We start from the raw sequence: 13759 nt of genomic DNA on the forward strand, positions 1-13759 counted from the left end.
TTTGAGGGCGCGGTTGCCGGTGGGGTCGATGCCGACGCGGTAGCCGTAGAGGCCGTCGCGGCGCGACCCGTAGCGTTCGTAGACCGCGACCTCGATGCCGGCTTGGTTCAGTCCGTGTGCCAGGCACATGCCGCCGGTGCCGCCGCCGATGATGAGGACTCGCATGAAAACCACTTCCCTTGAAAGTTGTGTATCTCGTTCTTCGAGCTATTAATAGCTTGAACTACAAGTAACTCGATTGTCAAGCTAAATCTCGGAGGCGTGCTGACCTGCGGTGATCCGCGGCGACACCAGGCACAGCGCCGCGCATACCAGCAGCGCCCCGACCGCCCACGGCCCGGCATGCGCGATACCGCTCGTCAGTCCACTCCCGGCATGCGCGAAGAACGCATTCCCGATCACCGCCACCCCGAGCGCGCCACCGAACTGCTGGGCGGTGCTGAACAATCCCGAAGCGCCACCGGCACTCTCGGCGGGCACCGCGCTCAGCACGATGTTCGCCAACGGCACGATCAACAACCCGAGCCCGCCACCCGCGACCAGCAGCCCGGGAACGAGCGGCCATGCGGCAGTGTGGATCTCGCCGGAATGCTGAGCCGCGACCTGCACCCAATAGAACCCTCCGGCCAAGGTGAGTCCGCCGGCTACCAGTACCGCGCGCCCGTACTTCGCCAGCAGCCCGTCGACCATGGGCGCGGTCAGGAACGTCCCCCCACTGAACGCCACCATGAGCAGCCCGGCCTGCGCCGGCGAATAACCCTGCCCCGTCTGCAACCAGATGGTGAAGGCCAGCATGAACCCCGACATGGCGCCGTAGAACAGCAATTGGATGACGAGCCCCGCACTGAAAGCTCGCGACCGGAACAAACCGAGCGGCAACAGCGGATGCGCGGTCCCGCGCACCGACTGCACGATGCTCAACGCGATCAACCCGAAAACGCCTGCGCCCAGGCAGATCCACCCCCACAGCGGCCACCCGTGCGCCCGCCCCTCGACCAGCGGCAGCACCACGGCGACCAGGGCTGCCGCGAGAACCGCATTGCCCGGCAACCCGATTCGCCCTCGAACGCGCTCGCCGCCACCTGGAATCCACAGCGCGCCCAGCCCGATCACCAGCACCGCCAGCGGAATATTGACCGCGAAGATCGTCCGCCACCCCCAGCCGAAGAGATCCAGATCGGTCAGCACGCCACCCAGCAATACGCCCGCGGCGACGGCCGATCCGGCGATCGCGCCGTAGATCGCGAACACCTTCCCGCGCTCCTCGTCACCGAACATGGTCCGGAACGACCCGAGTACCTGTGGCATGATCACCGCCGCCGCGACCCCTTGAATCGCGCGCGCCGCAATGAGTTCCGCGGCCCCGCCGGCGAGCGCGCTGGCGAGACTGGCGGCCGCGAACCCGCCGACGCCGGTCAGGAACAGTGTCTTACGCCCGAACCGATCGCCGAGATGTCCGGCAATGATCAACGTCGAGGCGAAACCGAGGAGATAAGCCGACACGATCCACTGCAACTGCGTAGGCGTGGCGGACAGTCCCCGCCCGATGGCGGGCAAGGCCGTATTGACGATCGAACCGTCGATCATGTCGAGCAGCGCGGCCACGATCATGACGGTGGCCGCCGCCCAGCGTTTCGGATACGGCGTGGTCAGTGGTGCCGCGTCGAGGGCGGCGGGTGTGGTGGCGGACATGCGGAGACTCCCGAGTTCTCTAGACTATGATGATTCTTGAAGCCCGTGTATCTTGATACTCAAGCTATTTCTAGAGAATCCGAGGAAGTGTCTCGAATGTCAAGCGAAATGGAAAAAACCCTCGCCGACCTGGGCGTCGCCGTACAGGCCTACCAGGCCTCGGTCGACGACTACGACCGCGAGTCCGCCCGCCTGCTCGGCGTCAACGAGACGGACCTGCGCTGTCTGGAACTGCTCACCACCGAGGGCGAGCAGTCCCCCCGCGAACTCAGCGTCAAACTGGCCCTCACCACCGGCAGCGTCACCGCCATGCTCGACCGCCTGGCCAAGCTGGACCTCCTGGTCCGCAGCCCCCATCCGGTCGACCGCCGCAAGGTCGTGGTCCGCCTCACCGACACCGCGGAACAACGCATCTACGAGCTGATCGGCCCACTCATCGAGGAGGGCTCGGCCACCATCGGCGCGAAATACGATGTCCCGCAACTGGAACTGGTCATCGACTTCCTCCGCACCAACACCGCCATCCAGGAGCGGCACACCGAACGACTCCGGAACTACCGCGGCGGCAGCACCGGCGCATCCCAGGCCCGCGCGTAACGCCGCTTGTCGGCCGCGTTCTGCTCCTTGCTGCGGTAGACGACATACGGCCGCACCAGATACCCGACGGGCGCACTGAACATGTGCACCAGCCGCGTGTACGGCCAGAAACCGATGAGTGTCAGCACGATCAGCCCGTGCGCCTGAAAGGTCCACGGCGTCCCCACCATGAGCCCCGGCTCCGGATGCGCGCTGAAAAGCGAACGGAACCAGGGCGACACGGTCTCGCGGTAGTCGTAGGTCCCCCACAGTAGATTGCTGCCGACCGTATTCAGCAGCCCGGTGACGAGCGCCCCGGTCAGCAGCACGTACATCACCTTGTCATTGGTGGTGGTGGCCTTCCGCACGGCCGGCACGGTGTACCGCCGATAGAGCAGGATCCCGATCCCGGCGATAACGGCAACGCCCGCAATCGATCCCGCCGATACCGCGACCACGTGATAGGTGTGCTCGGAAACCCCCACCGCCGCCGTCCACGACTCCGGAATCAGCACCCCGAGCACATGCCCGCCGATGACCCCCAGCATGCCGAAATGGAACAGCGGACTCCCCAGCTGCAGCAACCGCGACTCGTACACCTGCGAAGACCGTGTGGTCCAGCCGAACTGATCGGTGCGATACCGCCACAGATGCCCGAGCACGAACGACGTGAAGGCCACATACGGCAGGGCCAGCCAGACGGTGGAGTTCATCGACGCGATTCCGATCCGGTGAAAGCGAGCGGGTCCATGGCGAACGGCTCGAGGCCGGCAGGAGCGGAGCCTGCGGAGCGACCGAGACCTACAGCCTCCTCGGGCGGCCCCTGCGCGGCCAGTTCCGCAATACGACGCCGATCGGCGGTGGTGACCGGCGCCAGCGTGGAGGTGACGGCCACGAGTAGGCTCGCATACGGAGATCCGCTGTCGGACAGTGAGAGCCGCAGCAGCTCCAGCACCGGCACGTGCTCCCCGAGCAGGCGTTCTCCGCCGATCGGATCCACGGTCGCCGCGAACTCCAGCAGCACCGCCAGGTGGTCCGGAAGCTCGGTGTCGTCGAGTTCCACACCGGCCTGCCGGTAGGTCTGCTTGAACCGCAGCAGGGCGAGCCCGCGCTTACGCGTATCGCCGTAGGCGTAGAAGGTGAGGTGCAGGCTCGCACGACGGCGCATATCGAAGGTCTCGACATACTGCTGAGCCAGTTCGATCGGATCGGCGCCGCGCAGATGAGCGAGAAAATTCTCCAGGTGCGGGCGGATCTCCGCGGGCAATTCGGTTACCGCGGACTCGAATTCGCCGAGCATGGCGAGGATCCGCTGGTCCGGGTAGTCGAGCAGCAGTGCCGCCATACGCCACACCAATCGCCGCTCGGGATCGCTCATGGCGACGACGGGTTCGGGCCTCCGCCGCAGTTTCAGCAGACTCATCGCGTCGCCCCGGTGGGTTCGGGCTCCGGCTCGGCGATAGGAGATCCATTGTGGCCGTTACCGTTACTCTCGGGCACCAGCCCGTCGGTGCTCTTCCCATCCCAGTTCAGCAGATTGATGCGAGCCGACTTCTCCTCCGGCGCCGCACCATTGGTGTCGCTGAGATGGAACTTGTCGGCCACATAGTCGTATGCCGTCATCCCCGGCCCGCCATCGGTATCGAGACTGCATCCCGTGGCCAGCGAATCGAGCTCGTGCGCCCGTGAAGTCGCTCCCGACGGAATCACATACCGATGCTCGTATTTGGCGATGGCGAGCAGCCGGTACATGGCCTCGATCTCCTCGGGTTCCAGCTGCACCGACTCCGGTATGGACAGATCCGGTTCCTGCCCGAGATTGATCGACCGCATGAACGCCCGCATTCCGGCCAGCCGCTGCAGCGAGGACCGGACGGGTTCGATCTCACCGGCGGTGAACAGTTCCGCCAGATACTCCAGCGGAATGCGCAGCGCGTCGATGGCCCCGAACAGATTGGCGTGATCCTCCCCGTCGTGCCCGGTCTCCGACAGCACATCCACCACCGGTGACAGCGGCGGCACGTACCAGACCATGGGCATGGTCCGGTATTCCGGATGCAACGGCAGCGCGATCCGGTAATCGACGATCAGCTTGTAGACCGGTGAATCCTGTGCGGCGGCAATCCATTCCGGGGAGATGCCCGCCCGCTCGGCCTCCGCGATCACCCGCGGGTCGTGCGGATTGAGGAATACGCCCAGCTGCGCCGGATAGAGCTCGGCATCGTTCTCGACCGAGGCGGCCTCGAGCACCTTGTCGGCGTCGTAGAGCATGACGCCGATATAGCGCAGCCGCCCGACGCAGGTCTCCGAGCACACGGTCGGAATCCCGACTTCCACTCGCGGGTAGCAGAAAGTGCATTTCTCCGCCTTGCCCGTCTTGTGGTTGAAGTAGATCTTCTTGTACGGGCAGCCGGTGACGCATTGCCGCCAGCCGCGGCACTTGTCCTGATCGACGAGCACGATTCCGTCCTCGGCGCGCTTGTAGATCGCTCCGGAAGGACACGAGGCCGCGCAGGACGGATTGAGGCAGTGCTCGCAGATCCGCGGCAGGTAGAACATGAAGGTCTGCTCGAATTCGAGCTTCACCTGCTCGGACAGCTTGGCCAGCAGCGGATCCCGTCCGACCTGCTCCGGCCCGGAGCCGAGCGAGTCGTCCCAGTTCGCACCCCAGGTGACCTGCGTGTCCGCGCCGGTGATGAGCGATTTGGGCCGCGCCACCGGCGTGGTGTCCATTTGCGGGGCGGACAGCAGTGTGTCGTAGTCGTAGCTCCACGGCTCGTAGTAGTCGGCGACCGTGGGCAGGTCCGGATTGGCGAAGATGTTCAGCAGTCGCTTCAGCCGCGACCCGGATTTCAGGGTCAGCCGCCCCTTGCGGTCGAGGGTCCAGCCGCCCTTCCATTTCTCCTGGTCCTCGTAGCGGCGTGGATAGCCTTGTCCCGGGCGGGTTTCCACATTGTTGAACCAGACGTATTCGGTGCCGGCTCGATTGGTCCAGGCCTGTTTGCAGGTGACGCTGCAGGTGTGGCAGCCGATGCACTTGTCCAGGTTCATGACCATGGCCAGTTGCGCCATGACGCGCATGATCAGTACTCCACTTCCTGCGAGCGTTTCCGGATGGTGGTGACTTCGTCACGCTGATTCCCGGTGGGGCCGTGATAGTTGAGCGCGAAGGACTGCTGCGCGTACCCGCCGATGAGGTGGGAGGGCTTGATCATGATGCGGGTCAGCGCATTGTGGATGCCGCCGCGTTTCCCCTTGCCCGCCTTCACGTTCTCGGTGCCTTCGGCGTTGTGTGCCGCAGTGCCTTCGACGCGCGGCACGTTCACGGCGCGGTCCTGCGCGTGGTACATGAATACGGTGCCCTCGGGCATGCGATGCGACACGATCGCGCGTGCGACGACAATGCCGTTGCGATTGATCGCCTCGATCCAATCATTGTCGGCAACACCGATTTTCGCCGCGTCGACATCCGACATCCAGATGGCCTGCCCGCCGCGCGAAAGCGTCAGCATGTGCAGGTTGTCCTGATAGGCGGAGTGGATCGACCATTTCGAATGCGGCGTCAGATAGCGCACGGTCAAACCGTTCTCGTTCACCGACCCGATCCCGGGTTCACTGAACAAGGCCGTCATATCCAGCGGCGGCCGGAAGATCGGCAGCTGTTCGCCCATCTCGATCATCCAATCGTGATCGAGGTAGAAATGCTGCCGCCCGGTCAGCGTGTGCCAGGGCTTCTTCCGCTCCACATTGATGGTGAAGGGCGAATAGCGCCGCCCGCCGGTCTCGCTGCCGGACCATTCCGGTGACGTGATCACCGGCACCGGCCGGGCCTGGGTATCGGCGAAGGTGATGCGCTTACCCTCGTGCTCGGCCGCCAGATCCGCCAATTGTGTTCCGGTGCGCCGCTCCAGCGCGTGGAAGCCTTCCACCGCGAGCCGGCCGTTGGTGGTGCCGGACAGCGCCAGAACGGCCTCGGCCGCATGCGTGTCCTTGGCCAGCGACGGGCGGCCCTGCGCGACACCGGAAATCACGGCGCCATTGACGCCCTTCAGGTATTCGACCTCGGCGTCCGGCACGGTGGTGACGCCCTTGGTGGTGACGCCGAGCGTTTCCACGAGCGGCCCCAGCGCCGCCATCTTCTCCGCGACCTTCGGGTAATCCCGTTCGACCACAACCAGTTTCGGCATGGTCTTGCCCGGGATAGGCTCGCATTCGCCCTTCTTCCAGTCGAGTACGCGCCCGCCGGCCTGGGCCAGCGCATCGGCGGTGTCGTGCTGCAGCGGCATGGCGACAATGTCCTTGCGCACGCCGAGATGCTTCTCGGCCAGCCAGGAGAAGCCGCGCGCGATGCGATGGAAGGCCTCGAAATCGGTTTTGGCCTCCCACGGCGGCGAAATGGCGGGGGAGAAGGCGTGCACGAACGGATGCATATCGGTGGAGGACAGGTCGTGCTTCTCGTACCAGGTGGCGGCGGGCAGCACGATATCGGAGAACAGGGTGGTGCTGGTCATGCGGAAGTCCAGGGACAGCAGCAGATCCAGCTTCCCGGTGGCGGCCTGATCCCGCCATTCCAGTTCCTGCGGGCGCACGCCCTCGGCCTCGCCGGTCTGCAGGTTGGAGTCCGCGCCGAGGAGATGCTTGTGGAAGTACTCGTTGCCCTTGCCGGACGAGCCGAGCAGATTGGCGCGCCACACGGTGAGGCAGCGCGGGAAGTTCTCCGGCGCGTCGGGATCCTCGCAGGCGAAACGCAGGTCGCCCGACTTCAGGCCGTCCACCACGTATTCCGCGGCGGGTTTTCCCGCCGCCTCGGCCTCGTCGGCCAGGTCGAGCGGATTGCGATTGAGCGTCGGGTAGGAAGGCATCCAGCCCAGCCGGGAAGCGAGCGCGATATTGTCGGCCGCGGTCCGCCCCGAGAACGTGCCGCTGCCCAGCGGCGACGCGAAGGTCTCCGAGGTGAACGGGTCGTAGCGCCATTGATCATTGGTCAGATACCAGAACACCGTGCCCTGCATCTGGCGTGGCGGGCGCTGCCAGTCGGCGGCGAAAGCCAGTGTGGCCCAGCCGGTTACCGGCCGGCACTTCTCCTGCCCGACGTAATGCGCCCAGCCGCCGCCGTTCACGCCCTGGCAGCCGGTGAGCAGGGTGAGAGTGAAGAAGGAGCGGTAGATCTGATCCGAATGGAACCAGTGATTGGTGCCCGCGCCCATGAGGATCATGGACCGGCCCTTGGAACGCGCCGCATTGTCGGCGAATTCGCGTCCGATGCGGGCGGCCTGGACGGCCGGGACGCCGGTGATCGATTCCTGCCACGCCGGGGTGTACGGCTCGTTCGCATCGTCGTAACCGGTCGGCCAGCTGCCGGGCAAGCCGGACCGGGTCACGCCGTACTGGGCGAGCAGCAGATCGAACACCGTCGTCACCGTCCGCCCCGCCACGACGGTGGTCGGCACGCCGCGGGTGAGCACACCCGCGTGCGGCCCGTCGAAGCGAGGAAACTGCACGGCCGCAACGCCATCGGTGCGACCGTGCAGGGTCAGCAGGGGATCGGTGTCCCCCAGGTCGAGATTCCAGCGGCCCTTGCCCGCCTCGGTGAAGCGGTGGCCCAGAGAGCCGTTGGGTACGAAGGGAATTTCGTTCTCATCCAGCAGGACGGTCTGGAACTCCACGCCTTCGCCGGTATCGCCGAGGTCGGCGGCGGTGAGGAATTTGCCGGGCGCGTAAGTGCGGCCACGATATTCGCCGTCCGCACTCCAGCCGCCCTCGCGCTCATCGAGGACGACGAGGTAGGGCAGATCCGTGTAGCGCTTGACGTAATCGTCGAAGTAGGGCGTCGTCCGATCGACGAAGAACTCCTTGAGCACGACGTGCCCCATGGCCATGGCCAGGGCGGCGTCGGTGCCGGGCCGGGCGGGCACCCATTCGTCGGCGAACTTGGTGTTGTCGGCATAGTCCGGGGACACCACCACGACCTTCTGGCCGCGATACCGGGCCTCGGTCATGTAGTGCGCGTCCGGGGTTCGCGTCACGGGGACATTGGAGCCCCACATGATCAGGTATCCGGCGTCGAACCAGTCCGCGGACTCGGGCACATCGGTCTGGTCGCCGAACACCTGTGGTGACGCGACGGGCAGGTCGGCGTACCAGTCGTAGAACGACAGCATCGACCCGCCGATCAGCGAGATGAACCGCGCCCCGACGGCGTGCGAGACCATCGACATGGCCGGGATCGGCGAGAACCCGGCGACGCGGTCGGGCCCGTACTGCTTGATCGTGTAAACGTGTGCGGCAGCGGCGATCTCGGCGGCTTCCCACCATTCGGCGCGCACGAATCCGCCCTTGCCGCGCGCGGATTTGTACGCCCGCGCCTGCTCGGGGTCCTCGACGATCGACTCCCACGCCAGCACGGGATCCTTGAGCCGCTCCTTCGCCGCCCGGTAGAGCTGCAGCAGGACGCCGCGCACGTACGGGTAGCGGATGCGGGCGGGGGAGTAGGTGTACCAGGAGAAGGAGGCGCCGCGCGGGCAGCCGCGCGGCTCGTACTCGGGTTTGTCCGCGCCCACCGAGGGATAGTCGGTCTGCTGGGATTCCCAGGTGATCACGCCGTCGGAGACGTAGATCTTCCACGAGCAGGATCCGGTGCAGTTGACGCCGTGGGTGGAGCGGACGACCTTGTCATGTGACCAGCGGTCCCGGTAGAACTCGTCGGCACTGCGCCCGCCGACCTTGTGCAGGGTGCGCAGGTCCTGCGACACCTCACCCCGATGGAAATACTTCCCCAATCGAAGCAGCGCATCGGCGGACGAATGTCCGTTCCGCGGGTTGGCCATGACGCCCCTTCGAGTCGAGAATTCGGGCTGCTGGGCTCGACTGTAAGGACGCGGCATCGGGCATCAAAACGGTTCTCTCACAATGCGCTGACGCCCCTTGTGAGTTGTGAGATCGCCGCAATGTCCCGGTCACTGGGCGATAGCGGCTGCAGTCCTCGATCACCCCCGCGACCTGGGCAGACCGCCCGTCAAGACCGGAAACCGGTGTCTGGCCGGGCCTTTCGGCCCGCTCCCGGTGAACCTTCGGAAACGACTGCTTCTCCGGCACTTAATATTTGTTTACACGCGCAGAATTAGCCAGCGGGTCGCCCGCAAACCTTCCGTACGCGCCTCGGCACCCGGAATAAGGTGTCCCCATGCAGCAATTCGAGGCCACAATCCAGGAAGCGGACCGCGGCGGCGCCTACATCCCCATTCCGCCCCCCATTCTCGAAGCGCTCGGCGGCGGCGCCCGCATCCCCGTCCGCGCCACCTTCGACGGCATCCCTTACACCGGCTCCATCGCCAATATGGGCAACGGCCCCTGCCTGGGCATCCTCGAGGCCGTCCAAGCCGAACTCGGCAAGACCCCCGGCGACACCGTCACCATCACCGTCGAACGCGACACCGCTGAACGCACGGTGGAGGTCCCCGCCGACCTGGCGGAGGCCCTGAAAGAAAAAGGCCTCCGCCCGGCCTTCGACCAACTCAGCTACACCACCCGCAAGGAACACGCCCTCTCGGTCACCGAAGCCAAGCGCCCCGAAACCCGCACCCGCCGCATCGAAAAGATCATCACCTCCCTCGGCGGCTGACCCGTCGCGTCACTCGGCGACCAGTTCGGCCTCGGAGTCGAGGGCGCGCTGGGTGTCCTCGTCGACGACGATTGCGCCGGGGCGGTAGGTGACGGAGTGGAGGGTGCCGGTGTAGCGGTAGACGCCGTGGCGGTCTCGGAGGGTCCAGGAGACGGGGCCGCGGGCGTCGAGGCCGATGGAGATGCCGGTCCAGGGGGACATGCCTACCAGTTGGACTTGGTCTGGGAGGTGGGCGGCTCGGACGCCGTCTATGCCGAGGGTGAAGTCCCAGCGGAGGTGGGGGCGGACTATGGCGGAGAGGGTGAGATGTTTGCTGCCGGTGGGGATTTCGCCGGCGTCCACGGTGGTGTAGCGGCCGTAGGCGTTGTAGCCGAAGTGGAGGTGGTTGTCCTCGATATAGAGGAGGTAGCCGCCGAGGGGGTCGCCGTGGGCTACCAGGACGCCCTCGTCGCCGGGGGTGTAGCCGTCCAGTTCGACCGCGATGGTGAAGTCGCGGTAGGCGATCAGGCGCTGGGAGCGGTAGCGCTCCAGGGGTGGGGTGCCGGCGAGGATGCGGACTCGTTCGCTGTAGCGGGCTTCTTCCGGGCGGCGCTTGGCCGCGGCCGTGGTGCATCAGGTCGCGGATCGGGTGTGTTGCGGCGCGGTACGGTGGTCGAGACGGGTTCGGCGGCAGCGGTTTTCGGAAATCCGCGGGCGGAATACACGCGGGGATTGCTGGCCGCGGTGCCCGCGCCCGATCCGGAACGGGCCCGGGTGCGTGATCCGCGGCCGCTCGCATTGGGCGCGTGAGTCGTTCGCGTATCCCCTGGAATTCGGGGCGCAATATTAGGTCATACCGGTCGGTTTTGTGTCAGCATTCCAGAGACACATATACCGACAGGAGTATCCGGTGATACTGATTGGATTTGTCCGGAAGAACGGTTCCTGACATCGTCCATGTAACCATCCGTCATGAGTGCAAACTGATGAAGGAGGACGGTGTTGACCGCCGATGCGGCATGGGGAAATGATTTTCCGGAGCTGGAGGCCCCCACTTTCGGCAACTTACTCCGCCGGCTGCGTGACGCGCGCGGAATTTCGCGCGAACGCCTGGCCTTCAATGCGGGCGTAAGCGCAAGTTACATAACGCATTTGGAGAAAGGCGATCGCGGAAACCCGACCCGCGAAGTCGTCACCGCATTGATGCGTTACCTGGATCGGCTGAATCCCCTGACCCTCTCCGACCGCCGCCAGCTGGCCGACCTGGCCGGGCTGGAGAACAACGAGATCCCCGACGCCGCCCTGCTGCGCGCCGCCGTCACCCCCGACATGCGCGCCGCCCTGGACCTGCACCGTCCCAATCCGGCCGGCTACCTGGATGTCCGCGGCAATGTATTGGCCTGCAACGACGGCTGGGACGCCGCCTATCCCGGCATGTCCCGCGACGGCAATGTCTTCCGCTGGTACTTCGGCAATGACATGTCCCGCCGCGTCATGGTCAACTGGGAGAACGACGTCAACGAATCCGTCCGCTGGTTACGCGGCACCATGGGCCGAATAGGTAGCAGCGGCTTCCTCTCCCTCATAGACGAACTCGCCGTCTACCCCCACTTCCGCAAGCTCTGGGCCGACGGCGGCGTCGACTTCGCCCCCCACATCTGGTCCCTCGAACTCCGCGACCCCAGCACCGGCGCCCGCCGCCGCTACTACACCCAAACCGGCAGCGTCGCAGGCACCGCCTACCCCGGCCACCTGGTCATGGTCATCGCCCTACCCGGCTGACCGCGGAAAGCTCCCGCCCGGGGTGCAGGGGAAGCGCACCCCGGGACAGGAGCTGTTTCGCAAAGCCGGCTGAAGACGCGACCGGAGCTCGAATCAGCCGCGCAGCGGAATGAATTCGACGAGGTCGCCGTCCGTGGCGTCGGCGGGGACGATCACCAGGCCGTCGCGGCCGAGCAGGTTGGCGAGGTGGGCGGTGCGGAGGCGGAGGTCACCGTGCCAGCCGCCCTCCGGGAGGGCGTGCGCGGGGACGATGCGGGCGACGTGGCCCGCGAGTTCGGTGGCATTGGCGAGCGGGCCGACGATCCGGTGCGCGGGCGGCGCGCCGGTGAGGCCGGCCAGTATCGCATCGATGAGCGCGAGCAGGGTGGCCACCGCGGCATACGGGTTGCCGGGCAGGCCGATCACGACCGGGCCGGAATCCAATTGCGCCGCCACCGTGGAACCACCCGGCCGTAGTCGCAGGCGGCGCAACAACATTCGCGCCTCGGTGCGATCCAGGGCGTCCCGCAGCTGATCGGCCGCGCCGCCGCCGGTGGCTCCCACGATGATCAGCAGATCGCAATCCGTTGTCGCGGCGAGCACTTCGTCGAACGCGTTCGCGGTATCGCGCAGGTGTACCCGATCCACCGTGACGATCCCGTACCAGGCCAGCATGTCCGGCAGCACCGGCCCGATGGAGTCGCGGGTCTGCCCGGCGTGCAAGGGCCCCTCACCGCGAATCTCGTCCCCGGTCATGACGATTCGCGCCCGCACCGGCCCGCGCACCGCGACGGTGCTCACCTCCGCGCTGGCCGCCAGCGAGATCAGCGCCGCCGTCACCGGCGTGCCCGCGGCCGCCACCTCGTCCCCGGCCTGCCAATCCTCGCCCCGCCGCCGGACATCATCGCGAATCGGCGTGTCCGGCAGGCGATACAGGAAACCGTCGTCCCCGACCCGCACCCATTCGTCACGCACCACGCTGCCGGTCCCGTCGGGCAGATGCGCGCCGGTGGCGATGCGCACCGCCTCACCGTCGAGCAGCCCGACCGGCCGCTGCCCGCCGGCGAAGCCGATATCGCGCCGCAGCCGCCACGGCCCGTCCCCGCTGACCGCGTACCCGTCCATGGCCGAGACGTCGAACCGCGGCAGCGCCGCCACCGCGAGCATGGGCTCGGCCAGCGCGGCGCCGCGCGCGGCCCGCACCGCCAGTTGCCGCGCCGGAATCCGGGTCGTCCTGCGCCGCAGGATATCCCGCGCCTCGTCGAGCGAGAGCGGTTCCGCGGCCCGGGCGGCGGCGGTGCGCGCCCGCCGCACATCCTCGGGCGTGTCGCAGTCGTCCACGCCGGGCAGCGGCACCAGCGCGGTATCCACCGGCACCAGAGCCTTCATCGGCCGATTCACCAGGGAATCCAGTGCGTTGAGCGCCTCGCAGAGCGCCGTCCGCCGCCACACGCCGACCAGATACTGCGGCCGCCCCGAGGCATCCGCCGCGAACACCGCGTCCGCGCCGGATTCCCTTGCGTGCATGAGTAATTCGTCCACGGCCTGCATTGTGAGAAACGGCATATCCGCCGCCAGTACCACGATATGCCCGGCCGGGAATTCGCAACCCGCCAGCATTCCCATCCCGGCCGCGATGGCCGCCACCGGACCGCCGCCCGCCGGGATCTCCTGCGCCTGCAGGATTTCCGGCGGCAGCTCCGGGCGATGCGGCCCCACCACCACGGTCCGCGCGCAACCGGCGACGGCGCCGAGTGCCGCATCCAGCATGGATTGCCCGCCCACCACGATCGCGGGCTTGTCCACGCCGCCCATCCGGCTCGCCCGGCCACCGGCGAGCACGATGGCGTCGACGGTTGTCACGAGGCGGAATCCGGCGCGCTGCTGATCATGATCGATGATGGTAGTGGCTGCGCCATTCTTCCCGACCTTCGTATACGCCGAATCGTAAGCTAGCCATGTAATTGCTCAGTGCTATGTCGTTACCCATTACGCGCTGGAACATAGTAGAAATGATCATGTTTTGAACTTCGGCACCATCACGTATGGCAGTATCCGGAGCGAGAACTGGCGGAGTTCGCGGCCTCCGTCGAGGTTCCCAGCAGGCGTCAGAGTGGGCCGAGCCGTCCG

At 66.6% G+C, this 13759-nt stretch carries 12 protein-coding genes; 4 read left to right on the forward strand and 8 right to left on the reverse strand.

Features of this window, described 5'->3' with window-relative positions; all coding sequences use genetic code 11:
• A partial coding sequence (locus ACH438_RS22555; protein ID WP_397009132.1) for an FAD-dependent oxidoreductase occupies positions 1 to 165 on the reverse strand: 165 nt, incomplete at its 3' end.
• An 81-nt stretch (positions 166 to 246) separates the two neighbouring features.
• Positions 247 to 1692: an MFS transporter gene (locus ACH438_RS22560; protein WP_397008265.1), complete on the reverse strand. Its 1446-nt coding sequence runs from the start codon at positions 1690 to 1692 to the stop codon at positions 247 to 249.
• Between the two features lie 96 nt (positions 1693 to 1788).
• Here ACH438_RS22560 and ACH438_RS22565 point away from each other — a divergent pair, with 96 nt between their 5' ends.
• On the forward strand, positions 1789 to 2289 hold the full coding sequence (locus ACH438_RS22565; protein WP_397008267.1) for a MarR family winged helix-turn-helix transcriptional regulator: 501 nt from the start codon (positions 1789 to 1791) through the stop codon (positions 2287 to 2289).
• Here ACH438_RS22565 and narI read toward each other — a convergent pair.
• Genes narI through ACH438_RS22585 form a run of 4 tightly spaced genes read right to left on the reverse strand, consistent with a single transcriptional unit; the run spans position 2247 to position 9095 of the window.
• Positions 2247 to 2981, reverse strand: coding sequence for a respiratory nitrate reductase subunit gamma (gene narI, locus ACH438_RS22570; protein ID WP_397008269.1), 735 nt, complete (start codon positions 2979 to 2981; stop codon positions 2247 to 2249). The two genes, ACH438_RS22565 and narI, sit on opposite strands and share 43 nt — an antisense overlap.
• A complete protein-coding gene (gene narJ / locus ACH438_RS22575; RefSeq protein ID WP_397008271.1) occupies positions 2978 to 3691 on the reverse strand; it encodes a nitrate reductase molybdenum cofactor assembly chaperone in 714 nt (237 codons plus the stop codon). Before narJ ends, narI begins: the two co-directional genes overlap by 4 nt.
• The gene (gene narH, locus ACH438_RS22580; RefSeq protein ID WP_397009134.1) at positions 3688 to 5340 is read right to left on the reverse strand and encodes a nitrate reductase subunit beta; all 1653 of its coding nucleotides are present in this window, start codon (positions 5338 to 5340) and stop codon (positions 3688 to 3690) included. Before narH ends, narJ begins: the two co-directional genes overlap by 4 nt.
• Before the next feature lie 11 nt (positions 5341 to 5351).
• A complete protein-coding gene (locus ACH438_RS22585; protein WP_397008273.1) occupies positions 5352 to 9095 on the reverse strand; it encodes a nitrate reductase subunit alpha in 3744 nt (1247 codons plus the stop codon).
• 356 nt (positions 9096 to 9451) lie between these two features.
• On the opposite strand from ACH438_RS22585, the gene ACH438_RS22590 reads away from it, so the two are divergent.
• Complete coding sequence (locus ACH438_RS22590) at positions 9452 to 9889, forward strand: YdeI/OmpD-associated family protein (RefSeq protein ID WP_397008275.1); 438 nt, start codon at positions 9452 to 9454, stop codon at positions 9887 to 9889.
• A 9-nt stretch (positions 9890 to 9898) separates the two neighbouring features.
• Here the strand turns inward: ACH438_RS22590 and ACH438_RS22595 are convergent, their stop codons facing one another.
• Positions 9899 to 10231, reverse strand: coding sequence for a hypothetical protein (locus tag ACH438_RS22595; protein WP_397008277.1), 333 nt, complete (start codon positions 10229 to 10231; stop codon positions 9899 to 9901).
• A gap of 33 nt (positions 10232 to 10264) precedes the next feature.
• On the opposite strand from ACH438_RS22595, the gene ACH438_RS22600 reads away from it, so the two are divergent.
• Both ACH438_RS22600 and ACH438_RS22605 read left to right on the forward strand, forming a co-directional pair.
• Positions 10265 to 10678, forward strand: a complete 414-nt coding sequence (locus ACH438_RS22600) for a hypothetical protein (protein WP_397009182.1) — start codon at positions 10265 to 10267, stop codon at positions 10676 to 10678.
• 192 nt (positions 10679 to 10870) lie between these two features.
• Complete coding sequence (locus ACH438_RS22605) at positions 10871 to 11650, forward strand: helix-turn-helix domain-containing protein (RefSeq protein WP_397008279.1); 780 nt, start codon at positions 10871 to 10873, stop codon at positions 11648 to 11650.
• Positions 11651 to 11743: 93 nt separating this feature from the next.
• On the opposite strand, the gene ACH438_RS22610 is transcribed toward ACH438_RS22605, so the two are convergent.
• The gene (locus ACH438_RS22610; RefSeq protein ID WP_397008281.1) at positions 11744 to 13492 is read right to left on the reverse strand and encodes an NTP transferase domain-containing protein; all 1749 of its coding nucleotides are present in this window, start codon (positions 13490 to 13492) and stop codon (positions 11744 to 11746) included.
• Positions 13493 to 13759 lie beyond the last annotated feature (267 nt).

This window comes from Nocardia sp. NPDC020380, assembly GCF_044386975.1.
Classification (GTDB): Bacteria; Actinomycetota; Actinomycetes; order Mycobacteriales; family Mycobacteriaceae; genus Nocardia.